At 64.0% G+C, this 25,753-nt stretch carries 26 protein-coding genes and 1 tRNA gene; 7 read left to right on the forward strand and 20 right to left on the reverse strand.

What is annotated here, in order from left to right; translation table 11 throughout:
* Nucleotides 1-10: 10 nt before the first annotated feature.
* The gene (locus DW892_RS08865) at nucleotides 11-781 is read left to right on the forward strand and encodes a response regulator transcription factor (RefSeq protein ID WP_117767008.1); all 771 of its coding nucleotides are present in this window, start codon (nucleotides 11-13) and stop codon (nucleotides 779-781) included.
* Nucleotides 765-2,060: a cell wall metabolism sensor histidine kinase WalK gene (locus DW892_RS08870; protein ID WP_117767010.1), complete on the forward strand. Its 1,296-nt coding sequence runs from the start codon at nucleotides 765-767 to the stop codon at nucleotides 2,058-2,060. The genes DW892_RS08865 and DW892_RS08870 overlap by 17 nt, the downstream gene beginning before the upstream one ends.
* 295 nt (nucleotides 2,061-2,355) lie before the next feature.
* Here DW892_RS08870 and DW892_RS08875 read toward each other — a convergent pair whose 3' ends face one another.
* Both DW892_RS08875 and DW892_RS08880 read right to left on the reverse strand, forming a co-directional pair.
* On the reverse strand, nucleotides 2,356-2,730 hold the full coding sequence (locus DW892_RS08875) for a VOC family protein (RefSeq protein ID WP_089573578.1): 375 nt from the start codon (nucleotides 2,728-2,730) through the stop codon (nucleotides 2,356-2,358).
* Nucleotides 2,731-2,741: 11 nt separating this feature from the next.
* Complete coding sequence (locus DW892_RS08880) at nucleotides 2,742-3,029, reverse strand: PTS sugar transporter subunit IIB (RefSeq protein ID WP_055252380.1); 288 nt, start codon at nucleotides 3,027-3,029, stop codon at nucleotides 2,742-2,744.
* A gap of 163 nt (nucleotides 3,030-3,192) precedes the next feature.
* Here DW892_RS08880 and DW892_RS08885 point away from each other — a divergent pair, with 163 nt between their 5' ends.
* On the forward strand, nucleotides 3,193-3,816 hold the full coding sequence (locus DW892_RS08885) for a hypothetical protein (protein WP_089573579.1): 624 nt from the start codon (nucleotides 3,193-3,195) through the stop codon (nucleotides 3,814-3,816).
* Nucleotides 3,817-3,847: 31 nt separating this feature from the next.
* Nucleotides 3,848-3,932, forward strand: a tRNA-Leu gene (locus DW892_RS08890).
* Between the two features lie 299 nt (nucleotides 3,933-4,231).
* Here DW892_RS08890 and DW892_RS08895 read toward each other — a convergent pair.
* The 6 genes from DW892_RS08895 to larC all read right to left on the reverse strand — a co-directional run bounded on the left by DW892_RS08895 (nucleotide 4,232) and on the right by larC (nucleotide 9,643).
* Complete coding sequence (locus DW892_RS08895) at nucleotides 4,232-5,233, reverse strand: hypothetical protein (RefSeq protein ID WP_117767012.1); 1,002 nt, start codon at nucleotides 5,231-5,233, stop codon at nucleotides 4,232-4,234.
* Nucleotides 5,234-5,253: 20 nt separating this feature from the next.
* Entirely contained in the window at nucleotides 5,254-6,015 is a 762-nt protein-coding gene (locus tag DW892_RS10595; RefSeq protein WP_233539807.1) for a septum formation initiator family protein, read from the reverse strand.
* A gap of 195 nt (nucleotides 6,016-6,210) precedes the next feature.
* Nucleotides 6,211-7,500 carry a phosphopyruvate hydratase gene (gene eno, locus DW892_RS08905; protein ID WP_117767014.1) on the reverse strand — a complete coding sequence of 430 codons (1,290 nt, stop codon included), beginning with the start codon at nucleotides 7,498-7,500 and terminating at the stop codon, nucleotides 6,211-6,213.
* A gap of 188 nt (nucleotides 7,501-7,688) precedes the next feature.
* A complete protein-coding gene (mazG, locus tag DW892_RS08910) occupies nucleotides 7,689-8,549 on the reverse strand; it encodes a nucleoside triphosphate pyrophosphohydrolase (RefSeq protein ID WP_117767016.1) in 861 nt (286 codons plus the stop codon).
* 2 nt (nucleotides 8,550-8,551) lie between these two features.
* Complete coding sequence (gene yfcE, locus DW892_RS08915) at nucleotides 8,552-9,100, reverse strand: phosphodiesterase (protein ID WP_117767018.1); 549 nt, start codon at nucleotides 9,098-9,100, stop codon at nucleotides 8,552-8,554.
* A 57-nt stretch (nucleotides 9,101-9,157) separates the two neighbouring features.
* A complete protein-coding gene (gene larC, locus DW892_RS08920; protein ID WP_233546901.1) occupies nucleotides 9,158-9,643 on the reverse strand; it encodes a nickel insertion protein in 486 nt (161 codons plus the stop codon).
* Nucleotides 9,644-10,027: 384 nt separating this feature from the next.
* Here larC and DW892_RS08925 point away from each other — a divergent pair, with 384 nt between their 5' ends.
* The 3 genes from DW892_RS08925 to DW892_RS08935 all read left to right on the forward strand — a co-directional run bounded on the left by DW892_RS08925 (nucleotide 10,028) and on the right by DW892_RS08935 (nucleotide 15,045).
* Nucleotides 10,028-13,594, forward strand: coding sequence for an ATP-binding cassette domain-containing protein (locus DW892_RS08925; RefSeq protein ID WP_117767022.1), 3,567 nt, complete (start codon nucleotides 10,028-10,030; stop codon nucleotides 13,592-13,594).
* Nucleotides 13,594-14,013, forward strand: coding sequence for a nitrous oxide-stimulated promoter family protein (locus tag DW892_RS08930; protein WP_089573587.1), 420 nt, complete (start codon nucleotides 13,594-13,596; stop codon nucleotides 14,011-14,013). Before DW892_RS08925 ends, DW892_RS08930 begins: the two co-directional genes overlap by 1 nt.
* Nucleotides 14,014-14,133: 120 nt before the next feature.
* Nucleotides 14,134-15,045: a PHP domain-containing protein gene (locus tag DW892_RS08935; protein WP_117767024.1), complete on the forward strand. Its 912-nt coding sequence runs from the start codon at nucleotides 14,134-14,136 to the stop codon at nucleotides 15,043-15,045.
* A gap of 27 nt (nucleotides 15,046-15,072) precedes the next feature.
* Here the strand turns inward: DW892_RS08935 and hisE are convergent, their stop codons facing one another.
* The 12 genes from hisE to DW892_RS08995 form a co-directional block, all read right to left on the reverse strand.
* The gene (gene hisE / locus DW892_RS08940; protein WP_117583614.1) at nucleotides 15,073-15,390 is read right to left on the reverse strand and encodes a phosphoribosyl-ATP diphosphatase; all 318 of its coding nucleotides are present in this window, start codon (nucleotides 15,388-15,390) and stop codon (nucleotides 15,073-15,075) included.
* A gap of 15 nt (nucleotides 15,391-15,405) precedes the next feature.
* A complete protein-coding gene (locus tag DW892_RS08945; protein ID WP_147349866.1) occupies nucleotides 15,406-15,636 on the reverse strand; it encodes a hypothetical protein in 231 nt (76 codons plus the stop codon).
* Nucleotides 15,633-15,971, reverse strand: coding sequence for a phosphoribosyl-AMP cyclohydrolase (gene hisI / locus DW892_RS08950; protein ID WP_117767028.1), 339 nt, complete (start codon nucleotides 15,969-15,971; stop codon nucleotides 15,633-15,635). Before hisI ends, DW892_RS08945 begins: the two co-directional genes overlap by 4 nt.
* A 147-nt stretch (nucleotides 15,972-16,118) precedes the next feature.
* Nucleotides 16,119-16,901 (reverse strand): imidazole glycerol phosphate synthase subunit HisF, encoded by a 783-nt coding sequence (gene hisF / locus DW892_RS08955; protein WP_117767030.1) that lies wholly within the window; start codon nucleotides 16,899-16,901, stop codon nucleotides 16,119-16,121.
* A 3-nt stretch (nucleotides 16,902-16,904) separates the two neighbouring features.
* Entirely contained in the window at nucleotides 16,905-17,648 is a 744-nt protein-coding gene (locus DW892_RS08960; RefSeq protein WP_117767032.1) for a HisA/HisF-related TIM barrel protein, read from the reverse strand.
* A complete protein-coding gene (gene hisH, locus DW892_RS08965; protein WP_117767034.1) occupies nucleotides 17,645-18,346 on the reverse strand; it encodes an imidazole glycerol phosphate synthase subunit HisH in 702 nt (233 codons plus the stop codon). Before hisH ends, DW892_RS08960 begins: the two co-directional genes overlap by 4 nt.
* 136 nt (nucleotides 18,347-18,482) lie before the next feature.
* Entirely contained in the window at nucleotides 18,483-19,070 is a 588-nt protein-coding gene (gene hisB / locus DW892_RS08970) for an imidazoleglycerol-phosphate dehydratase HisB (protein ID WP_117767036.1), read from the reverse strand.
* Nucleotides 19,071-20,186 (reverse strand): histidinol-phosphate transaminase, encoded by a 1,116-nt coding sequence (gene hisC, locus DW892_RS08975; protein ID WP_117767038.1) that lies wholly within the window; start codon nucleotides 20,184-20,186, stop codon nucleotides 19,071-19,073.
* A 1-nt stretch (nucleotide 20,187) separates the two neighbouring features.
* Nucleotides 20,188-21,624: a histidinol dehydrogenase gene (hisD, locus tag DW892_RS08980; protein WP_117767040.1), complete on the reverse strand. Its 1,437-nt coding sequence runs from the start codon at nucleotides 21,622-21,624 to the stop codon at nucleotides 20,188-20,190.
* A 105-nt stretch (nucleotides 21,625-21,729) separates the two neighbouring features.
* Entirely contained in the window at nucleotides 21,730-23,445 is a 1,716-nt protein-coding gene (gene hisG / locus DW892_RS08985; protein WP_117767042.1) for an ATP phosphoribosyltransferase, read from the reverse strand.
* Between the two features lie 282 nt (nucleotides 23,446-23,727).
* Nucleotides 23,728-24,564 carry a sugar phosphate isomerase/epimerase gene (locus DW892_RS08990; protein WP_117767044.1) on the reverse strand — a complete coding sequence of 279 codons (837 nt, stop codon included), beginning with the start codon at nucleotides 24,562-24,564 and terminating at the stop codon, nucleotides 23,728-23,730.
* A 73-nt stretch (nucleotides 24,565-24,637) separates the two neighbouring features.
* Nucleotides 24,638-25,699 (reverse strand): SIS domain-containing protein, encoded by a 1,062-nt coding sequence (locus DW892_RS08995; protein ID WP_117767046.1) that lies wholly within the window; start codon nucleotides 25,697-25,699, stop codon nucleotides 24,638-24,640.
* Nucleotides 25,700-25,753: the final 54 nt, after the last annotated feature.

The following is a 25,753-nucleotide window of genomic DNA, read 5'->3' on the forward strand; positions in this document are numbered from 1 at the left end:
GGGGGCACGTATGGCACGGATCCTGATTGTAGAGGACGAGGAGAAAATCGCCCGCTTTGTGACGCTCGAGCTGGAGCACGAGGGCTACCAGGTGGAGCACGCCGCCGATGGCCGCACCGCCGTTGACCTAGCGCTGGAGCGCGACTACGATCTGATTCTGCTCGATGTACTGCTGCCGCAGCTCAACGGCATGGAGGTGCTGCGGCGTGTCCGCAAGCACAAGGATGTGCCGGTGATCATGGTCACCGCGCGCGATGCCGTGATGGACAAGGTGGCCGGGCTCGACGCCGGTGCTGACGATTACCTGACCAAGCCGTTTGCCATTGAGGAGCTGTTCGCACGGATCCGCGTGGCGCTAAAGCGCTCGGAGGCTGTGCGGACGGCTTCGGGCGTTGGCGGCGTTGGGGCGGGCGGTGCGGGCGGGTGCGCCGTTGCGATACCCCCAGCTGGCGACTCGGCCAAGACCTCTGCCTCGCCCTCCCCCACCGCGCTCACCGTGGGCTCGGTTGCGCTCGATCCCGACCGCCGCGAAGTCACGGTCGGCGGCTCGCCCATCGTGCTGACCGCCCGCGAGTTCGATGTCCTCGCCCTGCTTATGACGCATGCCGGCACCGTGCTCACGCGCGAGCGCATTGCGCACGAGGCGCTAGGCTACGACTATGTGGGCGACACCAACAACGTCGACGTGCACATCGCGCACCTGCGTGCCAAGATCGAAGACGCCGGCGGTGCCCGCATCATCCAGACCGTGCGCGGGGTGGGCTATGTCTGCCGCGCGTAACGACGAGGCTAAGCGCGTCACCTCCATCGCCCGCGCCATCAACTGGAGCTATATGTGGCGCCGCTTGGTGAGCTACGTCTGGCTGGATCTGTTACTGCTGCTTGTTGCGGCGGCGATCCTCGTCTATGGCTACAACCAGACGCTGCCCGATGGCGCGTTTACCGCGGGATGGATCCCCAGCGCCAGCGTTCACGGCATGTCACTGACGCCCGCGCGCGGCTGGGACCTGACAACGCTCACCTATACCGTCGAGTTTGCGCGCACCACCAAGACCTTCCCCCTCGCGCAGGACCTCGTCGCGCTATGGCCTCTCTACCTTGTCGTTGTGGGTTGGCAGGTCATCAGCGTGCTCAACATGCTCGGCGGCGCCCGCCGCGTGCGCCGCACTATGGCGCCGCTCAACGACCTGGCCTTGCGTGTGGACGAGCTCGGCCGCATGCAGCTCGCCGGCGGCAAGATGGAAACGCTGGAGCAGGCCATCGAGCGCGCAAGCGTCGACTCGCCGAGCGTCACCACCGGCGACGCCGACCTGGCGAGCATCGAGGTCGCACTCAACCGCCTGCTGCGCCAGATGCAAGAGGCAAAGCTGCAGCAGATGCGCTTTGTCAACGATGCGAGTCACGAGCTGCGCACGCCCATCGCGGTGATTCAGGGTTACGTGAACATGCTCGACCGCTGGGGCAAAGACGACCCGGACGTGCTGGCAGAATCCATCACCTCGCTCAAAGCCGAAAGCGAGCATATGCAGGAGCTCGTGGAGCAGCTGCTGTTTTTGGCACGCGGCGATGCCGGGCGCACGGTCCTGCGGCGTGCGAATACCAACCTGGCCGCACTGGTCGGCGAGGTATGCGAGGAATCGCAGATGATCGATGCCGCGCACACATATCGACTGGCGTACGATGCCGCACTTACCAGCGACCCGCGCTGCGACGCGCCCGTTGACGTGGCGCTCGTGAAGCAGGCTCTGCGCGTGATCGTGCAGAACGCCGCCAAGTATTCGGACGCGGGCACATCCATCTCGTTTGGCGTGACGCCGGATGCGGGCGCGGGCACGATCGACATAAGTGTTGAGGACGAGGGTATCGGCATGAACCAGGAATCCGCAGCTCACGCGTTTGAACGGTTCTATCGCGCCGACAACGCACGCGATGCCGGCGCGCAGGGCTCGGGTCTGGGGCTCGCCATTGCCAAGTGGATCGTCGACAGCCATGGCGGTGTCATCGGCGTGACCTCAGTCGAGGGCGTCGGCAGCCGCTTTACGATTCGCCTGCCGCGGTAGGGGCGTCTCTCACGAATCGAAGGTGAATGCTTTTCCGCGAAGTGAACGACCTATTTTGGACCCCCGAAGCATCCACACTTTTTGACGCCAAAACCGCAGGAAAAACCTTACGAAACCGCAGGAAACGGTGCCTCCAAAGTGTCGATGCTCCAGGGGTCCGATTTCACTCGTTCACTTCGCGGAAAAGCATTCACCTTCGTTTTACGGCAGCCCGTCAGTCACCCTCTCGGCATTAAAAATGGGGTAAGGCCACGTGGCCTTACCCCATTTTTCGTTAGCTATAGCAGCCTGTGCGCTACTCGCGGCACAGGTGCACGGCGAAGCCGGCGAACTCGCGCTTAAAGTACACGAGCTTGGTGCCGCCGTCGGGCAGCAGCACGCGCGACTCCTCGTTGACCTCGAGCCCGCGCTCGGCAAACCACTTCTCGGCCGCATCGATGTCGTTGACGGCAAAGCCGATGTGGCCCTTGGTGCCACGACCGTTCTGCTTCATGACCTCGATCAGCGAATCGTTAAAGTACGAAACCGGGGTCTCGATAACGGGCAGGCCCATCATCGTCGAGAACAGCTCCGCGATCTCCAGGGCATCTGCCGGGTCGGTGGCGTTAATGCCCACATGGGCAACGCGCATGCCAAAGAGCTCGACCGGATTGGCGTTCTGCTCACTCATACAGTCAGCGCCTACTGAGCCATGACGTCGAGGACGGCCTTCTCGGCAGCGACGCGGTTCATGCCGGTCATGAAGGGCACGCCGCTCACGTACGGGCAGGTGAGGCCCTCGGGGGCAACGGTGGTGGCGATCAGCAGGTCGGCGCCCTCGTCGCAAGCGTCCTTGGCCTCAGAGATGGCGCACTGCACGATCTCATACTTGCCGGCATAACCGTTGGCGTCGAGCATGGTAGCGACCTTCTGGGCAACGAGCGTGGAAGTAGCAGCGCCAGCACCGCAAGCCAAAACGATCTTCTTCATAGGTAATGTCTCCCTTCATGGTTTACTTTAGGTAAGTGTACCGCAGCGAGCGATGGCACTCAGCCTCGATGAGCTTTTATGCCAGTTTGCTTGTGCGCTGCGTATAATACATCTAGTACGTGTTGTCATACCGCTCGCTTTATGAGCGACTAAGGATCCTAACATGCCCGATTCCCGCACACTCTGGACCGCCGTCGTTATCATCTGTATCGCCGTGTCGGTGTTCTTTAGCGTCAAAAAACGCACTACGTTTAAACGCCTGCAACAGTTGATGGCCGCCAAACAGTGGGCCGAGTTCGATCGTTTGCTCGACGGCAAACTCACCAGCATGCTGTACCCGCGCTACAACCGCGACTACCTGCGTCTGAACTCCTATCTGCTGCGCGAGGACCACGAGCGCGCCGGCGAGATGTTCGACCTGCTGCTGGGACTCAACCTGCCCAAGATGCAGCGCGTCGACCTGGTGATCAAGGCCTTTAACTACTACGTTGGCCAGGAGGACCGCAAAAAGTCCAAGGAGCTGCTGCACGAAATCAAGGGCTTTGAGGGCGGTCAGGCCGAGGCGGTCGCGCACGAGTGCCAGCTGATGTACGACACGATGATCCTCAAGCGTCACAACGACATTCCCGAGCTGGAGCGCATGCTCGAGGATGTCGGCGACGACCCGGTCAAGCGCTGCCGCTTGGAGTACCTGCTGGCCCTGCAGTACCAGAACAAGGGCGACGAAGCCAAGTTTGCCGAGTACTTGGAAAAGTCAGGCCAGCACTCGATGGCCGTCAACGCGTAACGGACGGCTTGTGCTAGACTTCTAGTCTCACGGGGGCGTGGCGGAATTGGCATACGCAGGAGACTTAAAATCTCTCGCCGCAAGGATTGTGGGTTCGAGTCCCACCGCCCCTACCATATGGCTTTTACGGGCCCGTGTCCCTTTGAGATGCGGGCTCGTTTCTTTTGGATGCCGGTGGGACTCGAACCCGCGAGGGGGCGAGCGTTAAGCGGACGCGCAGCGTCCGTAGTGAGCCGGCGAGGGCGCCGACAGGCGGCCGAAGCCGGTGCGTATTTGCGCAGCAAATGCGCGGACGTCCCACCGCCCCTACCACGTATTGTCTACGAGCCCGTGTCCCCAAGGGATGCGGGCTCGTTTCTTTTAGGTGCCGTCAACTGCAGAGCAGCTCATTTGGGACAGAGCTTTTTGACTACTTTTAAAGGGTGCTCAGGCTCGGGGTCCAGGCGATGGTGGGGGTCGCGCCGTCGAGAACCTCGTTGATGGTGGCGGCCATGCCGGCGAGGAGGCTGTTCTCGCTTACGGTGAGCATGTCGTAGCCGCCGGCTCGCATGAGCTCGCGAATTACCACGGCACCTGCCAAGATCACGCCTGCGCGCTTAGGTTGCACGCCCGGCAGAGCGGCAATGCCCGCAACATCCAGCGCGGACATGCGCTCGATAGCGGCCGAAACCTGCTCCATCGAAAGCTCGCGCAGGTGCACAAAGCTCGAATCATACGGCTCCAGCTCGTGAACGAGTGCCACGAGCGTGGTGACGGTGCCGCCCACCGCAACGAGGCGTTCGGCGCGCTCAAAGTCGACAGGCAGGCCCTCAAAATAGGCGGCAAACTGCTCGCCTGCCCACGCGGCAGCGGCAGCAAGCTCGCCATCCGCGGGCGGCAACGCGGAGAAAAAGCGCTCCGTCACGCGGCGACAACCGATGTCCAGCGAGCGCGTTCCCTCCAGCGCAAAGACCCCGCGCTCAGGCGCATAGACGCCCGTCGCGAGCTCCGTGGAGCCGCCGCCCGAATCGGCGACGATAATGCGTTCACCGGCAAAGTCGTGCGCCACGCCAAAAAACGTCAGGCGCGCCTCGACCTCGCCCGGAATCACCTGCGGCTCGAGCCCCAGCTCGCGCAGGCCGTCCAGCAGCAGCGCGGCATTGGACGCATCGCGCGCGGCGCTCGTGCACGTGGTGCAGACGCACGCGGCCCCAAAGGCACGGGCCTCATCCACAAACATGCGGCACGCAGCGAGCACGCGCTCAACGGCCGCCTCGCAAAAGCGGCCCGTCGCGTCCACGCCCTCGCCCAGGTCGGTAATCTCGGTATGCTTGGACGATTCCACAATCGCTCCGCCCTCGACCTGGGCCAACACCACTCGCGACGACACCGTTCCCAGGTCGATCGCGGCCACCTTATAGCGTTTGCAATTTGTCATTGCGGGCTCCCCTCCGGGCGCTATTTGCCGTTGGACACGACCGTCTGACCCTCGACGCCGTTAAACCCAAACAGCATGTCGAGCGCCTGGATGTACCACGGCGCGTCCTTGCCGACTTCTTCGATTTCCTTGGCCACTTCGCTGGCCTTCTTGGCGTTTGAGGACTTTTTGCTCGACGACGAGTCCGAATCGTCGTCCAAGCCTAGCACGTCAATCTTCTTCTCGCCGGGCATCACCAGGCCCAGGTCCTCGGACGCCGCGTCCTTGATACCCTCCTCCGAGAGCAGCTTGTCGACGCTTTTTTGCAGCTCATCATTGTATTGCTGGCGAATCTCGACCTGCTTGGCCAAGATATCGCTCGAACGCTTTGCCACGTACAGGTCGCGCACGGGGAAATACAGGCTCACGAGCGCCAGAGCCACCACGATACCGATAAACAGCGGACGCAGAGAGCCATGCGTAAAGTCATAGATTGCCTTGACCACCGCATTGTCGTTGGCGTAGCGCATAAAGTCCGAGCCCGAAAGACGGCTCGAAGGCCTGCTCGATTTGTCGTGTGCCTGAGTCGAGGGACGCGATGCATGCGACGAACGTGGCGGGCGCACCGGTCCATCTGCCAAGGTATTTGATTGAGCATTGGGGCGCGAGGTACTTGCCGGGCGCTGCGTGGAGCGGTCGGCGCCGGCATAAGCAGACCCACCGAGCTGCACCGTGCGCGCACGGCGAGGCGACGGCTCGCGCGAACCGGCGGAATAGTACCTGTTGTCGTAAATCTGATCCATGTGCGCCTTGTGCGGTTGAGGTTTGTTTGCGCTAAGTCCTTTAGTTATAGCACGAGCGCCTGCACCGCCTTCGCCAGCCTTTGCTCGACATAAAAAAGGCGCTGAGCCGTATGGCCCAGCGCCCATGGCGCTTTGCAGCATCCAGTCAAGGCGGGACGGAACCGAGTCAGCCTCCCCCTCGCCAAATTCGTCCGTTTAGCGAATGTTGTAGAACGCGGTCTTACCGGCGTAGCGCGCGCTGCCCTCGAGCTCGTCCTCGATGCGGATGAGCTGATTGTACTTGGCGATACGGTCGCTGCGGCACGGGGCGCCCGACTTGATCTGGCCGGCATTGACGCCCACGACCAGGTCGGCGATCGTGGAATCCTCGGTCTCGCCGGAGCGGTGACTCACGATGCAGGCGTAACCGGCCTCCTTGGCGGTCTCGATGGCCTCGAGCGACTCGGTGAGCGTGCCGATCTGATTGACCTTGACCAGGATCGCGTTGGCGGCACCCAGCTCGATGCCCTTCTTGAGGCGCTCGATGTTGGTGACGAACAGGTCGTCGCCCACCAGCTGCACCTTGTTGCCAATGCGGCGGGTAAGCTCAACCCAACCGTCCCAGTCCTCCTCGGCCATGCCGTCCTCGATGGAGATGATGGGATAGGTGTCGACGAGCTTCTCCCAGTAATCGACCATCTGGGCACTCGTGTACTCAACACCCTCGCCCTTGAGCTCGTACATGCCGGTCTCGGCGTTGTAAAACTCGGTCGAGGCCGGGTCCATGGCGTACATGAAGTCGACGCCGGGCTTAAAGCCAGCCTTCTCGACGGCCTTGGTAATGTACTCGAACGGCTCAGCATTGGTCTTGAGGTTGGGCGCAAAGCCGCCCTCGTCGCCCACGCCGCCGCCCAGGCCGGCCTCGTGCAGCACGCCCTTGAGGGTGTGGTATACCTCGGCGCACCAACGCAGGCCCTCGGTAAAGCTCGGGGCGCCCACCGGCATGATCATGAACTCCTGGAAGTCGACGTTGTTGTCGGCATGCACGCCGCCGTTGAGAATGTTCATCATGGGCGTGGGCAGCAGGTGGGCGTTGACGCCACCCAGGTACTGGTACAGCGAAAGACCCGCCGACTCGGCAGCGGCGCGGGCAACTGCCAGCGACACGCCCAGAATGGCGTTGGCGCCGAGATTGGTCTTGTTGGGGGTACCGTCCGCGGCAATCAGCGCGGCATCGACGGCGCGCTGGTCGAAGGCGTCGAGGCCCACGACGGCGTTAGCGCACTCGTTATTGACGTGCTCGACGGCCTGCGAGACGCCCTTGCCCAGGTAGCGACCCTTGTCGCCATCGCGCAGCTCGCAGGCCTCAAAGGCGCCGGTCGAAGCGCCCGAAGGCACCATCGCGCGGCCGAAGCTGCCGTCCTCGAGCACGACCTCGACCTCGACGGTGGGGTTGCCGCGGCTGTCGAGTACCTCGCGACCGTAGACATCCAAAATATCGCTCATGTTGTCTCCCTCTCACTTGGAAACGGGTTGAATGCTTGGCGACACGGCTTGCACGCTACAGTGGCGCGCAGGTTCATAAGTTAGCCTTATCGCACTTTTTGCATTATGCCCTAAGTTAGCCAAGGGATACAATCTTTTTGAAAAATAATGGGGGCGATGAGAAAGTCCGTCCCGTCGCCCCCGCAGTCTTACTCCTCTGCCTTTGCGGCATCCCAGAGGTCATTGAGGCCGTGGGTCGAAAGCTCGGCCAGATCCACGTGGGCGTCGGCCGCCATCTGCTCCATCGCGGCCCAGCGGCGGCGGAACTTTGCCGTGCTGGCACGCAGGGCGCTCTCGGCGCCGATTCCCTCCTTGCGCGCAACGTTGACCAGGGCAAAGAGCAGGTCGCCAAACTCCATCTCGCGCTCGGGCGAGCCGGGAGCCTCGGCCTCAAACTCGGCACGCTCCTCAGCGACCTCGTCCCACACGTCCTGGACCGTCTCCCACTCAAAGCCCACGGCAGCCGCCTTGCGCGACACCTTCTGAGCCTGCATCAGCGCCGGCAGGTGCGTGGGCACGCCGTCGAGCAGACCCTCGGGCGCAGCCTCGCCTGCCGCCACGGCCTGGTCTTTGGCGGCCTTCTCGGCAAGCTTGACCTCGTCCCAAATCTTGAGCACCTCGTCGGAGCTCTCGGCATCCGCATCGCCAAACACGTGCGGGTGACGACGGATGAGCTTGGCGTCGATATCGCGCGCCACATCGGCAAGCGTAAACTCACCGGCATCCGCCGCAATCTGCGCATGCAGCACCACCTGCATGAGCACATCGCCCAGCTCCTCGCGCAGATGCGCCACGTCGTCCGCCTCAATGCAATCGAGCGCCTCGTAGGCTTCCTCGATCATGTTCTTGCCAATGCTCTGATGCGTCTGCTCGCGGTCCCACGGGCAGCCATCGGGCTGACGCAGGCGCCAGATGGTCTGCACCAGACGCTGCAGCTCGGCCGACGCGTCGACCAGCGTGGACAGGTCGCGCGAACCCTCGGCATTTTGCTGAGCCATATGCTCGGCCATGGTTACTCCTCCTCCAGGATCACGTGACGGAACGCGCCGCCCTCGTAGATGCCGTAGCTGTGCGCACCGTCCTTGGGAATGCTCACGCTGCCGGGGTTGAAGAGCCACAGGCCCGGGTGCGCGGCGCTTGCCTCGTTAACCTTGATGTGCGTGTGGCCGTAGACGAGCGCGGAGCCCTCGGGCAGCGCGGGCGCGTGGTCGACGCTGTTGTGCATGCCGGCGCCAAAGACGTGGCCGTGCGTCAGGAACAGCTCGCGACCGGTCTCGTCGAACAGCGTGGCGTAGTCCGCCATGACGGGAAAGTCGAGGACCATCTGGTCGACCTCGGCGTCGCAGTTGCCGCGCACCGCGATGATGCGGTCGGCCAGGGCGTTGAGCAGCAGAATCACACGCTTGGGAGCGTAGTCGCGCGGCAGGTCGTTGCGCGGGCCGTGGTAGAGCAGGTCGCCCAGCAGCACGATGCGGTCGGGCTGCTCGGACTCGATGGCGGCGACCAGGCGCTCGGTCCAGTATGCCGAGCCGTGAATGTCGGAAGCGATGAGGTATTTCATGGGAGGGTCCTTTCGGATGGGGTTGATGTGGCCAGGCGCGAGATGTGGCCGGGCGCGCTATTCAAATCGCAGTGCCGAGGCTTGTGCCGCCTGCATCACGCGCTGGAGCGGCGCGTTGTGCTCGCGGGCAAGACGGGCACAATCCTCGTACTCGGGTGCCGCGCGCTCGCTGCCGTCGGGCAGGGTGGCTACTTTGACGGCCACCTCGCCCCAAGGCGTCGCTACCTGCTCAAAACGACGCGGCAGGCAGACGCGTTCCATCACCTGGCGACGAACGGCGTTGGTCGTGGTCTCCAAAAAGATAATCGTCTGTAGGCGCTCGATATCCTCGTGCGAGCAGATCACCTGCAGCTGCCAGCCGGGGCGACCTTTTTTGCAGTAGAGAGGCAGCCAGTGCACCTCGCGCGCACCTGCCTCGCGCAGGCGGTCGGCGGCATAGGCGAGTACCTCGGGCGATGCATCGTCGATGTCGCACTCCAGCTTGACGATGGTTTCGGGCGCATCGGTCTCGCGGGACAGCGGAGATGTACTTCCACGTTGCATACGGTCCGGATCCTTTCCGCACGGGCTCGTTTTGTTCACCCAAACGCTAGCACATCGGACGTGGCACAGGCGTGACTTTCGTCCGTCGCCGCCCTCGCCCCTATCCAAACATGTACGCCAGCCTCCAAACATGTCATTTTTTGCAGCTTTTGGAGGCTGATGTACATGTTTTGGAGCGGGGCCGCGCACGATCAGAATTGCGCTCGCACTCCGTCCACCACAAAGTTCACTACACTCAACAATTTTGAACTTTCTACGCAGTTCATCGGCCAAAAAATTACCCTCGGCATACTTACAGGCTGCACGATGCTACTCTAGTTGCATTTGGCTAACTAAGCGGCTGCCGAGGACCCCGACCGGCACCGTTACGGCATAGGAGGTTTCATGTTCGAGAAGCGGCTCTTCTCCCTGGTTCCGCAGGCAACGCCCTACATTATGGCAAGCGTCCTGTTTAAGTGGATCGCGCTCATGGCAAACATCACGGTGATGTGGGTGCTTGCGCGCATCTTGGGCGGCATCGTCACGGACGGCCTTTCCGCCGCGCTCGCCGTCGATGCCCTCGCACAGGCGGCCTCGCCGCTCGCCGCCGCCATCATCGCGCGCGCCGCCTCCATCTACCTGGCCCAACGCACCGGCGACAGGGCCGCGTTCGAGGCCGTCCGCCGCGTGCGCTCGCTCGTCTACGACAAGCTCACCGCACTCGGCCCCTCCTACACCGAGACCGTCCCCACCGCCGAGGCCGTCCAGACCAGCGTCGAGGGCGCCACGCAACTCCAGGTGTACTTTGGCGGCTACCTGCCGCAGCTCTTCTTTGCCGGCTTGGCACCCATCACGCTGTTTGTACTGCTCGTGGGCCAGGCGGGTCTTCCTGCCGCGCTGCTGCTCGCCTGCGTTCCGGTCATCCCCGTCTCCATCATGATGGTCATGCGCAACGCCAAAAAGATCGGTGCCGAGTACTGGGGCAGCTATGTCGATCTGGGCGGCATGTTCCTGGAGGCCGTGCAGGGTCTCACCACCCTTAAGGTCTACCAGGCCGATCGCAGCTGGCACGAGCGCATCAACGCCGAGTCCGAGCGTTTCCGCACAGCGACCATGCGCCTGCTGGTGATGCAGCTGCGCTCCATTTGCGTTATGGACCTGGTCGTCTATATGGGCGCCGCGCTCGGCATTATCGTAGCCGCGCTGCAGCTCGCCACGGGCAAGATTGGCTTTGAGGCGGCCTTCCTCATCGTCTTTCTGTCGCAGGAGTTCTTTTTGCCCATGCGCCGCCTGGGATCGCTGTTCCACACGGCCATGAACGGCATGGCCGCCTCGCGCCGCATGTTTGGCATTTTGGATACGCCCGAGCCCGAGCGCGGCGATGTTGAGCTTGACGGTCGCGGCGATATCGAGCTCGCGGGCGTGAGCTATGCATACGGCAACCGCACGGTGCTGGACAGCGCCAGCGCGACCATTGCGCACGGCTCGCTCGTGGCACTCGTGGGCGAAAGCGGCGGCGGCAAGTCCACGCTCGCGGGGATTATCGCGGGCCGCAAGGGTGCCTACCGTGGCAGCGTTCGCATTGGCGGCGTCGAGCTGCGCGATGCCACGGCCGCCTCACTCATGCGCGCCGTCACGCTGGTGCCCACCAACGGCTACCTGTTTGCCGGCACCCTGCGCGACAACCTGCTGCTCGCCCAGCCCAACGCCACCGACGCCGAGCTTTTGCGCGCGCTCGGCCGCACGCGCGTGGCGGCCTTTGTGCAGGCCAACGGCGGGCTCGACATGGTGATTAACGAGGGCGGCACCAACCTTTCGGGTGGCCAGCGCCAGCGCGTGTGCATGGCACGCGCCCTGCTGCACGACTCGCCGATCTATGTGTTTGACGAGGCGACGAGCAACGTCGATGCCACAAGCGAAGCCGCAATCGGCGAGGTCATTGCATCGCTCGCCGGCGAGCACACCGTAATCGTGGTGGCGCATCGCCTGTCGACAATCGTGGACGCCGATCAGATTCTGGTGCTGGAGCGCGGTCGCATTGCCGAGCGCGGGACTCACGGCGAGCTCTTGGCAACCGCGGGCGCCTATGCGCGCATGTGGAACAGCCAGGAGCAGCTCTCGGCATATGCGTATGCGGAGGGTGATGCCGAGGATGCCGGCGCGGTTGAGGCTGTTGACGGCAGCACCGCCCGTACCGATGGCCTCAACGGTGCCGGCTCGTCTTCCGCTGCCGCGGTGCCTGACTCCGGCCGCGCCCGTCGCTCGGCGCCGTCCATCATGTGGCGCATGATGGGGCTCGTCCGACCGCTTGCCGGCTGGCTTGTGCTAGCCGTCGCGCTGGGCAGCATTGGCATGCTCACCGCCGCGTTCGTGCCGGCCTTTGGCGCCCTTGGCCTTATGGCCGCGCTGGGCCGCAACGCCTTGGGGCTTGGTCTTATCGTCACATGCGCGGCCTGTGCCGCCTGCGGCATCGCGCGCGGGCCGCTCCACTACGGCGAGCAGCTCTGCAACCATTACATCGCATTCCGTCTGCTCGCACACATTCGCGACCTGGTGTTTGGCGCCCTGCGCCAGCTCGCCCCCGCCAAGCTCGAGGGCCGCGGCAAGGGCGAGCTCGTGAGCCTGGTCACCTCGGATATCGAGCTGCTCGAGGTCTTCTACGCGCACACCATCTCGCCCATTGCCATAGCTCTGGTCTGCACCGTTGTGTTTGAGGGCTTTTTGCTGGCTGTGAGCCCCGAGCTCGCGGGCATCGCGCTCGTGGCCTACGCGGTCCTGGGCGTGCTGCTGCCCCTGACCTCGGCCAAGGCATGCGGCACCACCGGCCGCCAGAGCCGCGAGGGCGCCGGTAAGCTGGGCGCCTTTGTACTCGACAGTCTGCGCGGCGCGGGCGAGACCATCCAGTTTGCCGGTGGCACCGATCGCAGCCGTGCCCTGGGCAAGCTGACCGAGCAAGTCGGCGCCGTGGACGCGCGCCTCAAGCGCCGCCAGGCGGTCAGCGAGGCCGTAGCCGATGCGCTTATTCTTGTGGCTAATCTGGTGATGCTCGGGCGTGCGCTGCAGCTGGTGGCTGCGGGAACGATTGACTTTGCCGCAGCGTTTGTCGCCGTCTTTACCTTTGTGTCGTCGTTTGGCTCGGTGATGGCCGTGAGCCGCCTGGGCGCCTCACTGCAGGAGACGCTCGCCTCGGGCGCACGCGTGCTCGATTTGCTCGACGAGCAGCCCCAGTGCGCCGAGGTCGCCGATGGACAGAACGTTGAGTTTGCCGGCGCCGCAGCCGAGCATGTGAGCTTTAGCTATGTGGGCGGCGTGGACGCGGGCGGTGCGGGCGCCACAGAGCAGGTCGCGAACGACACCGCTGCGAGTCTCATCCTCGACGACGTGACCTGCACCTTTGCGCCCGGTACCATGACCTGCATCATGGGGCGCTCGGGTTCGGGCAAGTCGACGCTGCTTAAGCTGCTCATGCGCTTTTGGGACCCCGCAGCCGGCACCATCACGGTGAGCGGCGTCGATGCCCGCCACATCAACACGGCGAGCCTGCGCAGCCACGAGGCCTATATGACCCAGGACACGCATCTGTTCTGCGGCACCGTACGCGAGAACCTGCTGGTCGCGCACGCCAACGCCACCGATGCCGAGCTGCTCGACGCTTGCCGCTCCGCCTCACTCACCACGCTCATCGACCGTCTGCCGCAGGGACTCGACACGCCCGTTGCCGAGCTGGGCGACTCGCTTTCGGGCGGCGAGCGCCAGCGCATCGGCCTTGCGCGCATCTTCCTCAACGACGCACCCTTCATCTTGCTCGACGAACCCACCAGCGCGCTCGATGCTCTCAACGAGGCGTCCGTGATGCAGGCAATCGACGAGCTCAAGCGCCGCGGCAAGACCATTGTGCTCGTGAGCCACCGTGCCAGCACCTGCGCGTTTGCCGATTTCTCGCTTTCGGTCGAGCACGGGAGGCTGAGCTAATGGCGCGCCCAGTCGACACACCGGAGCTAGCACGCAAACGTGAGCGTGAGGCCCAAATGGTGTCGCAGATGATTGCGCTGTGGTGTCGTGGGCATCATGGCGGCGGGCATGTGGTCGAACAGGCTGGCGGCGATGAGTCCGTGCGCGTGAAACTCGGCCTTCGAACCATTACGCTCTGCCCCGAATGCGCCGAGCTGCAGAAATACGCCATCGCGCGCATTGAGCACTGCCCGCACATGGGCACCAAGACATTTTGCTCGGCATGTCCTTCGCATTGTTACCGGCCTGCCATGCGCGAGAAGATCCGCGAGGTTATGCGTTGGTCGGGACCGCGTATGATCCGCTATCGCCCCATCACCGCCGTGAGACACGCGATGGTAACAGTGCAGGCCAAACGCGCGGCGGCACGAAGCAAGTAGTCGCCGGCGCCGGCACGCGCCGCCCCGCCTTTCCACTCGATTTCGGCACCCGGCGTGCGCGGCGTGTTGAGAGCTGCACCATTACAATGGAGCGGATTCACCAAATGCAAAGGAGTCGCCATGCCCGCCTGCCCGCTGGTCGATTGCCATACTCATACCTCGTTCTCGGACGGGCACGCCTCGTTCGAGGACAACGTCCGTGCCGCTGCTGCCGCCGGCTGCCGCGTCATGGTCTCGACCGACCACCTTACCCTGCCCGCCAGTATGGATGCTAACTGCGAGGTGCAGGTCGTCGAGGGCGACTTGCCGGCACATCGTTTGGCCTTTGAGGACGCCCGCAAACTCGCCGCGCAGATTGCGCCGGAGCTCACCTTTATCTACGGTTTTGAATGCGATTGGTACGAGGGCTGCGAGCCCTTGGTAGAGCACTGGTCCCAGGGCGCCGTCGTACGTCTGGGCAGCGTGCACTGGATTGGCAACCCGGGCGATATTGCGGCAGGCGCCGCGGGCACGGCAGGGACAGAGGACGTCGCGCGCCCCGATACACCCGATTCCCTTTGCGGTTGGATCGACGACGATACCAACTTGCATGTTTGGGAAAACTTAGGCGTGCGCGGCGTGTGGGAGTGCTACGTCGACGACTGGTGCCGTGCTTGCGAAAGCTCACTCAACTTTGACGCGATGGCCCATCCCGACCTGGTCATGCGCTTTTCGAAGGACGGCTTTGCACCCGACTTTGACCCCGCGCCGTTTTGGGAGCAGATGGCCGAATGCGCCCACGATACGGGTCGCCGCGTTGAGGTCTCGACCGCCGCACCGCGCAAGGGGCTCGACGATTACTACCCCGCGACCGGGCTGTTGCGCCGCTTCGCCCATGCCGAGGTGCCCATCACCTTTGGCTCGGACGCGCACCGCGCCTGCGACATCTGCTGGAACATCCGCGAGGCCCAGGCCCACGCCTACGACTGCGGCTACCGGGCCTTCGATATCCCCCACCCCACCGGCGAATGGGAATCCACGCCCCTCGCCTAACTAGTCGTTTAAGAACGTCCCCAATGACTAGTGGCGGCGGGCGTTGAGTTCGCCGGCCAGTTCGTCGAGGGTGATGCCGTAGCGCTCGAGCGTCACGAGCAGGTGGTAGATCAGGTCGCCGGCCTCGTAGCGGATGTGATCGTGGTCGTTATCCTTGCAGGCCATGATCACCTCGCTCGCCTCCTCGGCAAGCTTCTTGAGCAGCTCGTCCTCGACGTCGGTCAGCAGGCGGGCGGTGTAGCTCTCCTGTGGCGACGCATCGCGACGACCGTGAATCACCTCGGCCAGTCCCGTCAGCGTCTCGCCGATATTTCCCGGCTGCACGTTAGCTGTTCTGACTCCCATGGTTATTTCCTCTCGTTACTGCAGCGTAAAGTAGGTACCGGTCTCATCGAACCGAGGCATTGCGCCCTTTTTCTCAAAGAACTCGACGATGACGGCATGGGCCTCATCGAGCCTTTCCTTCTCGGCCTCGAGCCAAAGCGACTGCGCTCCGCAGGCATCAGTCAGGTGCACGCGGCATGGCACGCCCGCGCGGAGGAGCTCGGTGTTGCAGTCGGCGACCTCGAACGGCGTCACGACTTTCATCACACTCCCCCTTCCACGCGCTTAAAGAAGCAGGTACGGTTGCCGGTATGGCAGGCAGGACCCGGCGAGTCGACCTTGACCAGCAGCGTATCGCTATCGCAGTCGGTCCAGAGCTCCTTGACCTCCTGCATGTTGCCGCTCGTCGCGCCCTTGTTCCAGAGCTCCTGGCGGCTGCGGCTCCAAAACCACGTGGTGCCGGTCTTGAGCGTCAGTCCCACCGATTCCTCGTTCATCCAGGCAACCATAAGCACCTCACCGGTGTCATACTGCTGAACCACACAAGGAATCAGCCCACTGGCGTCGTATTTGAGCTCGGTAGCATTTATTACCTCAGTCATCATTTCTCCCAAGTAACAAACGAAATCCCACAGGTCGGCGAGGGTTGTCCAGGTGCCGCAGGTTGCCGTGAAAGAGGAGCGACGCGTACTTTGGTACGCGAGCGACGGTTTGAGCGGCAAGATGCGGTGCCTAGGCAAGCCGCAGCATTAGAAGTCCAACCTCACAGGAATCCCCTGGCTGGCCATATACTCCTTCACCTGGCGAATGCTGAAGGTTCCAAAGTGAAAGACGCTGGCCGCCAGCACGGCGTCGGCTTCGCCCTCGATCACGCCCTCGGCAAAATGCTCGAGCGTGCCCACGCCGCCGCTCGCGATGACGGGAATCGGCACCGCGCGCGCCACGGCACGGGTGAGTGCCAGGTCGAAGCCAGCCTTGGTGCCGTCGCGATCCATGCTGGTGAGCAAGATCTCACCGGCGCCGCGACGAGCCGCCTCCTCGGCCCACGCCACCGCGTCGATACCCGTGGCGTTGCGACCGCCCGCCGTGAAGACCTCCCACCTATCGGCACCCGACTCACCGGGCAGGCCGACGCGCTTGGCATCGATCGCCACGACCACGGCCTGGCTGCCAAACGCCGCGGCAGCCTGGCTAATCAGCGACGGGTCGCGCACGGCGGCAGAGTTGAGCGACACCTTGTCGGCACCGGCGGCAACCATGGTTCGCATGCCCGCCAAGTCGCGGAAACCGCCGCCCACGGTATAGGGAATGGCCAGTTCCTCGGCCGCATGCGCCGCCATCTCGATAGTCGTCGCACGGTTGTCGCTCGTGGCGGTAATGTCCAGGAAGACAACCTCGTCCGCACCCTCACGGTCGTAGGCGCGCGCGAGCTCCACCGGATCGCCCGCATCGCGCAAGCTCACAAAGTTGACGCCCTTGACCACACGGCCGTCCTTGACGTCCAGGCAGGGAATTACACGCTTGGTAAGCATGGTCTACTCCTCCCCTCGGGCGGCGGCCAGCGCCTGAACCAGCGTAAAGTTGCCTTCGTAGAGCGCGCGACCGGTAATGGCGCCTTCAATCGCACCCTCGCCCACCGCGGCCAGCGCGCGGATGTCGTCGAGCGTCGAGATGCCGCCCGAAGCCACGACGGGAAAACCCGCGACCTCGGCCACATGGCGATACGCCGCCACATCAATGCCCGTCTGCATGCCATCACACGCGATGTCGGTATACACCAGATGCTTAAAGCCCAGCTCGGAAAGCTGCGCCACGGCATCGTCGAGCGCCACGCCCGCGCCGTCGCGCCAGCCATTCACCTTGACCTGGCCGTCGCGCGCGGCAATATCTGCCACCAGCAGCTCGCCAAAGCCGTGCGCAGCCACCTCGGCAAAACCCGGCTCGGTCACCAGCACGGTGCCCAGCGCGATGCGGCGCGCTCCGTAGCCGGCCAGCTCGTCGATGCGCGCGAGCGAGCGAACGCCGCCGCCCACGTCCACGGACAGACCGTCGACGCTGCAGATGGCCTTGATCGCCGCCGAGTTGGCAGCGCACGTGTCCTCGTCCTCGCCAAAGGCAGCGGACAGGTCGACGACGTGCACCCAGCTTGTGCCCTGCTCGGCAAACGAGCGGGCGACGGCCACGGAGTCGTCGGAATATACCTTGCAGCGGCTGCGGTCGCCGCGCTCTAGGCGCACGACCTTGCCGCCGATCAGATCGATTGCGGGAAACAGGATCATCGGCCACCCTCCTCGGCGATGCTGACGAAGTTCTTAAGGATGCGCTGACCCAGCGCGGAGGATTTCTCGGGATGGAACTGGCAGCCCCACACGTTGCCATGGCGCACAATGCACGGAAAGCTCCGCGTATAGTGCGTGCGCGCCAGCACGTCGGCGGCATCGGCGTCGTCGGCCACCGCGTAGCTGTGGGTGAAGTACATGTTGGCACCCTCGGCAAAACCGGCAAGCATTGGATCGGCCGCGCCGGCAGGCGTCATGTGCACCTGGTCCCAGCCCACGTGCGGCACCTTCAGGCGGCTCGACTCCAGGCGCGTGCACGAACCGCGCATAATACCCAGGCCATCGACCCAGGGACCGTCAGCCTGCTCGGGAGTGTTGCCGTCGGCGACCATGCCCTCGTCCACAGGTACGCCCTCGTTGCCGCGCTCAAAAAACAGCTGGAGTCCCAGGCAGATGCCGAGCAGCGGAGTTCCGGCGGCAACGGCGTCGAGCACCGCGTCCGCCTCGCCGCTCTGGCGCATAAAGGCGATCGCGTCATAGAACGCGCCCACGCCCGGGATGACCAGGCCGTCGGCATTGCGGATCTGCTCCGGGTCGTCCGATGTACAGGCGGCGGCACCGGCGCGCGCAAGCCCGCGCACAACGCTCGACAAGTTGCCCTTGTGGTAGTCGACCACCACGATCTTCGGTTCGCCCACGCGACCTCCCTTTTCCCATTCAAAACCTGCCAAAAAGGGACAGGTTTATTTTGGTCGATTAAACGTTCACCCACCACATGAGACAGCATTCCCGCAGATAAAACCTGCCAAAATAAACCTGTCCCTTTTTGGCAGGTTACAGTGAACCCTTGGTGCTGGGAATGCCCTGCACGCGGGGATCGAGCTCGCAGGCGTGGCGCATCGTGCGGCCCACGGCCTTAAAGGCGGCCTCGATAATGTGATGCGAGTTACCACCCACCAGCTCGCGCACGTGCAGCGTGAGCTTGGCATCGCGCGCAAAGGCGTAGAAGAACTCGACGGCTAGCTCGGTATCGAAGCTGCCCACGCGCTCGGTCGGCACAGGCAGCTCGCAGTAGGCCTGCCCACGGCCCGAGATATCCACGGCGGCCATCACAAGCGTCTCGTCCATGGCGATCGCCGCGTCGGCAAAGCGCGTAATGCCCGCCTTGTCGCCCAGCGCCTGACAAAACGCCTCGCCCAGCACAATACCTGTGTCCTCGACGGTGTGGTGCGCATCGACCTCCACGTCGCCCACCGCGTGCACCGTCAAATCGAACAGGCCATGGCGACCAAAGGCGTTGAGCATGTGGTCGAAAAAAGGCACGCCGGTCGAGATATCGCACGCGCCGCTTCCGTCCAGGTCAAGCTTTATGACGATATCGGTCTCCCCCGTCTTGCGGGTCACCTCGGCATAACGGCCCATCTACATCTCCTCCTTTGCCAGCACGGCAAACGCAGCCAGCACCTCGTCGTTTTCCTGCGAAGTACCCACGGTAATGCGCAGACAGTCTGCGAGCCCCAGTGCGTAGCTAAAGTCGCGCACCAAAATCGAATACTCGTCGCGCAGACGCTCGCGCACGCGCGTGGCATGCGGCGTGCGCACGAGCACAAAGTTCGCCGCGCTCGGCCATGTCTCCACGGGCAAGCCCTCGGCAGCCATCGCGCGCAGAGCGGCCAGCTCGCTCTCGCGCTCGGATGCGACCTGCGCCACCACGGGCGCGTACGCATCGCGGGCACGCACGCAGGCAAGTGCCGCCGCCTGGCTCAGCACGTTGACCGAATAGATCTGGCGAATCGCTGCGAACACCTCGATAACCTCGGGCGCCGCGATCACATAGCCCAGACGCGTGCCGGCGGCGCCAAACGCCTTGGACAGCGTATGCAGAATCACCAGGTTGGGATGCTCGGCGATAAGCCCCTGCGCCGTGGTGGCCGCGCCAAACGAATCGTCGGCAAACTCAACGTAGGCCTCGTCGACCATGACCATGCCGGGACACGCATCGCACAGGTCCGCGACAAAGTCGAGCGGCGCCACGTCACCCGTGGGATTGTTGGGCGAGGTCACGATGGCGAGGTTGCACTCCGGCGCCGCCGCGAGCACAGCAGCTTGGTCGAGCCTAAAGGTCGCCGGGTCGCGCCACACGTCGCGCACCTCGGTCTGACAGAGCGACGCAAAGAACGCGTACTCGCTAAAGCACGGCGGGCAGTTGAGCAGGGTCCGACCCGCGCCGCCAAACGCCAGCAGGTAGTTATAGAGCAGCTCGTCGCCGCCGTTGCCCACGCAGATATTCTCGCGCGTCACGCCATGCCAGGCAGCAAGCTCGTCGCGCAGGTCGTTGGACATGGGGTCGGGGTAGCGGTTGAGCGGCGTGGCAGCCAGGGCCGCGTCGATCGCCTCGCGCACGCCGGCCGGCACGGGATAGGTGTTCTCGTTGGCCGAAAGGTTGATGCGCGTGGGCGTGAAGTTGGGATCGTAGGGCTCAATACCGGCCAAGTAGGGCTGGACGAGCTCCTTCATGCGGGGCGTGAGTTCGGCCATTTTAGGCCTCCTCGCCGGCCGCGCCAGCGGCACCGCCCGCAGCCGCCGCCAGGCCCACGCCCTCGGCGACCGTCGCTACGGCATCTCCCGGCCAGGCGACCTTGGTCAGGTCAGCCGCGGCCAGCGACTCGGCACTCACGGAATCCTCGCCCTGCTCCAGCACGCGACGACGCAGAGCGGCGGATAGCGCGTGTGCCCACAGACCCTCGGCCTCGGCTAGACGCTGCGTGGCGGGAGCATCGGAGAGCAGGCCCTCGGGTGTATAGCAAATGACACTCGAGCGCTTGACGAACTCTTCGACCGAAAGCGGGTTGGAGAACATGGCCGTGCCGCCGGTCGGCAGTGTGTGGTTGGGACCGGCGACATAATCGCCGAGCGGCTCGGAGCTCCAGGCACCCACAAAGATGGCGCCGCCGTTGCGAATGCCGCCGAGCAGGCCCATCGCATCCTTGCAGTGCAGCTCCAGGTGCTCAGGCGCCACGGTGTTCACGGCCTCGACGGCGGCAGCCATGTCGGCGGCGACCACGATGGTGCCCTCGTTGTCCAGCGAAGCACGGGTAATCTCGGCACGTGGCGACTGCGCCACCAGGATGTCGATGCCCGCCTCGACTTCGCGCGCAAACTGCTCGTCGCAAGTCACCAGGTAGCAGGCAGCCAGCGGATCGTGCTCGGCCTGGGCCATCAGGTCGGCCGCGACCACCATAGGCTTGGCCGTGGCGTCGGCAAGTACGCAGACCTCGGAGGGACCGGCGACCATGTCGATACCCACGTCACCCGACACAATCTGCTTGGCCGCGGCGACAAAGGCGTTGCCCGGGCCGGTGATCTTGTCGACGCGCGGAATGGTCTCGGTGCCGTACGCCAGCGCGGCCACGGCCTGGGCGCCGCCCACCATATAGATCTCGTCCACGCCGCCGAGCTTTGCCGCGGCAAGCGTATACGGGCTGATCAGGCCGTTCTTTTGCGGCGGCGTCACCATGACCACGCGTTTGACGCCGGCGACCTTGGCGGGAATGGCGTTCATGAGCACGGTAGAGGGATACTGCGCGCGGCCGCCCGGCACATAGATGCCGGCAGCGGCAAGCGGGGTCACCTTAACGCCGAGCATCGTGCCGTCCGCACGCGTGGTAAACCAGCTCTGCTCGACCTCGCGCTGGTGGAATTCGCGAATCTGACGAGCGGCCTTCTCGAGCGCGGCGACAAAAGCCGGGTCGAGGCCTTCGAGCGCGGCATCGATCTGCTCCTGCGGGAGACGGAAGCTCTGCAGCTCAACACCGTCAAAACGCTGACAGTAATCGCGCACCGCGGCATCGCCGCTGGCACGCACGTTAGCCACGATATCGCGGGCGGCGTCGACAATGTTTTGCGGCAGCACGCCCTTGCGGTTGAGCTGATTGGTGACGAGGCGCTCACCGGGAGCAAGCTTGATGGTCTTCATATCGGTATCCCCTATCGGTCGAGGTTGTGTTCGAAAAACGAGAGGCCGGGCCGCGGCGCCAATCGGCCCGCAGCCCGTACGTTGGGGCGCCCGTGTGCGCTCGCGCTATTGTGCCGAGCCCGCGACGGGCTCAAAATGCTTGTCCTTCACGGCAGCAGCCAGACGATCGGCCAAGTTGCGAACGCGCGGATCCAAGCGCGCGGCACCCGGGTTGACGAAGAAGCGAGCCGTGCAATCCATGATGCGGCCTGTGATGACCAGATCGTTGTCGCGCAGCGTGGCACCCGTGGCGGTAATGTCCACGATGCGGTCGGTCATGCCGACGATGGGCCCCAGCTCGATGTTACCGTGCAGCGAGACGATATCGGCATTCACACCGCGCTCGGCATACCAGGCGCTCGCGATGCGCGGATACTTGGTGGCCACGCGAAGCGAGCCGCGGCGGGCATAGTTGCACTCGGCCTGGCCAGCGCGCCACGCGGGCTCCGCCTCAATGAAAGTGCACAGGCCGTAGCCCAGATCGACCAGCTGCAGCAGGTTGAGGTCTGCCTCGATAAGCGAGTCCCACCCGCAGATGCCGCAATCGGCACCGCCGCAGCCCACAAAGGCGGGCGCATCGCTAGGGCGTACGATGACAAACTCGATATCGCCGACCGTGCCCTCGCCGGCACGCGTGTCGCGGCCGCGCACGATCAGGTGACGGCCGGGGTCGCGCAACTCAGAAACGTCTAAGCCCGCGGCTTCGAGCACGTCGAGCGTGTCGGCCTTAAGCGAGCCCTTGGGCACGGCGATGCGCAGCGGGCCTTCGGCTCCACGGCCCACGGCGTGATCGCCGTCGGAAGCGGCGTCCTCGGCCGAGGTGCGCGCTGCCTCCAGACGCTCGAGCGAAAAGGCGAAGCCCGCCGCCGGCACCTCGATGCCGTCGCCAAATGCGCCGGTAAAGATGGAGTCGTAGCGGCCGCCAGAACCGACCGGGTCAGGCAGACCGCCGGCATAGGCCTTAAAGACCAGGCCCGTGTAGTAATCGAAAGAGTTCATGATAGAGAAGTCGAACGACAGCACCTGGGCGTCCTCGGGTGCCAGGCCCTCGACCAGGGCACGCAGCTCGCGCGTCAGCGGCGCGACGATACCGGCGGCCTCCAGCAGCGCGTCCACGCGGTCGAGCACCTCGGCACCGCCGTGCAGACGCGGCAACTCGCTAATGGCGGCCTTGACGGCATCGGGCTCGGCGCTTGCCGCCACGCGGGCATCGAGGCCCACAAAGTCGTTGGCGTGCACGCAGCGCAGGGCTTCGGCGGCCAGCTCGCGATCCTCGCACGCCGCGAGCAGCTCCTTAAACGGACGCACGCTACCTGCGATAATGCGCGCATCGGGCAGCGCCAGCTTGCGCACGCCCTCGGCGACCAGCGAGACAATCTCGACATCGCCCGCGGTATCGCCCGCACCGATAAGCTCAAAGCCCAGCTGCGTAAACTGGCGTGAGCCACCGGCATTGCGCTGGCACTCGCGAACCACCGGCGCCTCGTAGCGCAGGCGCAAGGGCAGGTCGGCTGCGCGCATGCGGGTCGAAACCAGACGCACGATCGGCAGTGTGTTATCAGGACGAACCACCAGCAGGCGGCCGTCGTCATCAAAGAGCTTAAACGGCGTGTCCGCAATGCGGCCGCCTTCCTCGAGCGAACCCTTGTCCTCGAGCAGCGGCGTCTCGACCGGCAGGTAATGATGCTCCCTGAAGCAGCCCTTCACCGTCAGCGCAATCTCCTCGCGCGCCTGAGCCTCCTCGGGCAATATGTCCCGGAATCCCCACGGTGTGGCCGTCATCTGGTGAGCCTCCTCTTGCTGTGTTTCATATAGAGCAGAAGACCGGCATAGCTCCGCCGGTCTTCTGGGTACTTTAGCATACTAGAGTGTTTGCGGGGAGAATCGTCCTCCTCGGCTCATAGCGTATTCATTTGGAAACATAGGGGAAAGCGCGTCCCGCCCGCCAGCCAAAAACTGGGATGCGGTTTCCGGTTGAGGTCCTCAGCGGAAAGTGTGTCCCATTCTGAGCGCCTGTTCTGGGACGTGCTTTCCGTCAAACGCCAACTCGGCGCCCTGTCCCACTTAGGCGCCAATCGCGCGTCGATACTCCGCCATAACCTGAGCGTCGGCTGCCGCGGGGTCGGCAAAATAGCGCCAGTCATAGGTCTCGGCCGAAACAACTCCGCGATAGCCGCGTGCCACCAGCCTATCCAGGTCGGCGCGCATATCGCGGTCGCCGTCACCCCAGGCAAGATGCGTCGTGCCATCTGCCGCAACATCGACAAAATGCACGTGGGCGACATCATCGCCAAGCAGATCAAAATAATCGTCGATGGTATCCCCCGCCACCGCCATAGCGCCCAAATCCAGACACGCCTTAAGTGCTGGATGATCAACCGCCTCGATCATGCGCTTCGTATCGGCTGCCGAGTTCACGATCATCGACTCAACCGGCTGTAGGGCCTCGAGCACCAGTCGCACGCCGCGCTCTCCCGCATGCTCGGCAATCGCACGCAGCATCGAGGTGCTGCGGCCCCACGCGTCCTCGATTGGCTCGTTCAAAAATGCCCAGCCGCTCGAGACCATGACCTGCTCGGCTCCAAGTTCCGCCGCGATATCCACAACGTTCTTAAAGTACGCGAGCGTGCGGGCACGCGCCTCATTCCCGCGCGCCGCGATATTCCACGGCTTGGGGTTGTTCTGTTCGGGACAAAGACCCACAATCCGAACCCCATACCGCTGTGATAGCTCCCGCACCTGCTCGAGCGAATCGTATCCATGGCAATCGACATACAGATGCATCGCCCCGGTCCAAAGCTCGCAACACGTGTAGCCCGAAGCCGACGCCGAAGAAAAGAACTCCTCAAGGTCAAAATAACGATGGCTGATATTCATGACGGCAAGCTGGGGATAGCTCATAATTACTCTCCAACCCAAGCGAGGCCCCGTTCCATATAGGAGCGAGGCCCAATTACACAAACGTTATTTGCTCTTAGTAGTCGAACTGGTGATAGTAGCGACGGTAGTTGAGGTTGTGCTTGGTGACCGTCTCGTAGTAAGCGGCAAGGCGATCGGTGATCAGCGAGGAGAGGATCCACGGAGACACGATGACGCGGAACTCGTCGTCAAGGCCGGGGATCGCGAACTCGGCGGTGTCGATGACGTTGATGTCGGTGTCGCCGGTCACGCCGCGGGTCAGGAACGCGCGGACGCGCTCGTCGAGCTTGCGGTTCTCGTCCTCGCCCATGAACAGGAAGACCGGGACGCCGGGCTCCACGAGCTCGAGGGTGCCGTGGAAGAAGTCGGCCGAGGTGATGTAGCGGGTGCGCTTCCACTGCATCTCCTCGAGGATGCACATCGAGAAGAGGATGGTCTCGCCCCACAGGGCGCCGGAGCCGATGAACATGGTGTAGGGGGCCAGGGCGTACTTCTTGGCGAGCTCCTCGGCGCGCGGCTCGAAGCGCTTGCGGATATCGAGCATGTCCTTCCAGATGTCCTTGGTCTGCTCGATAAACAGGTCAAACTTGGGGAAGCAGCCGCGGCGGTTGAGCAGGCGCAGGCCGAAGCAGTCGGCGAGGTAGTAGCCCTTTTCACAGCCGCCCGAACCATGGTCAGAAGCCATGGCGACGCAGTTCTCGGCGCCGACAGCCTGGCCGATGGGGCCCTCGGGCTTGGTCATGGCGTAGACGCGAATGCCCTTTTCCTTCATCTTCTTGACGGCCTCGAGGACCTCGGGGGTGGTGCCGGACTCGGAGGCGGTGAGCACGACGGACTTCTCGGTCATGCGCTTGTGGCCCATGACGTTCCACTCGGCGGCGTGGATCAGGTAGACCTCGAGGTCGCGGTCGCCGAACTTGTTCATGAGGTACTCGAGCTGCATGAGCTCGTCCCAGGTGCCGCCGACGCCCATCAGGAACACGGCGTCGTAGCCCTCGTCGGCGACCTTGTCGGCGAGCGCGGTCATCTTCTTGCCGGTCTCGTAGAGCGCCTTGCCGTCCTCGAGATAGCCCTCCTGGTCGAAATGCATGATCTCGATCTTCTCGGTTTCCTTCATTTGTCTCTCCTTTCTGGGGTTGTTTCCACATCCCCCATGCCAACGGGCATCAAA

The sequence above is a fragment of the Collinsella sp. AM40-7AC genome, assembly GCF_003468125.1.
In the GTDB taxonomy this organism is placed as follows: Bacteria; Actinomycetota; Coriobacteriia; order Coriobacteriales; family Coriobacteriaceae; genus Collinsella; species Collinsella aerofaciens_O.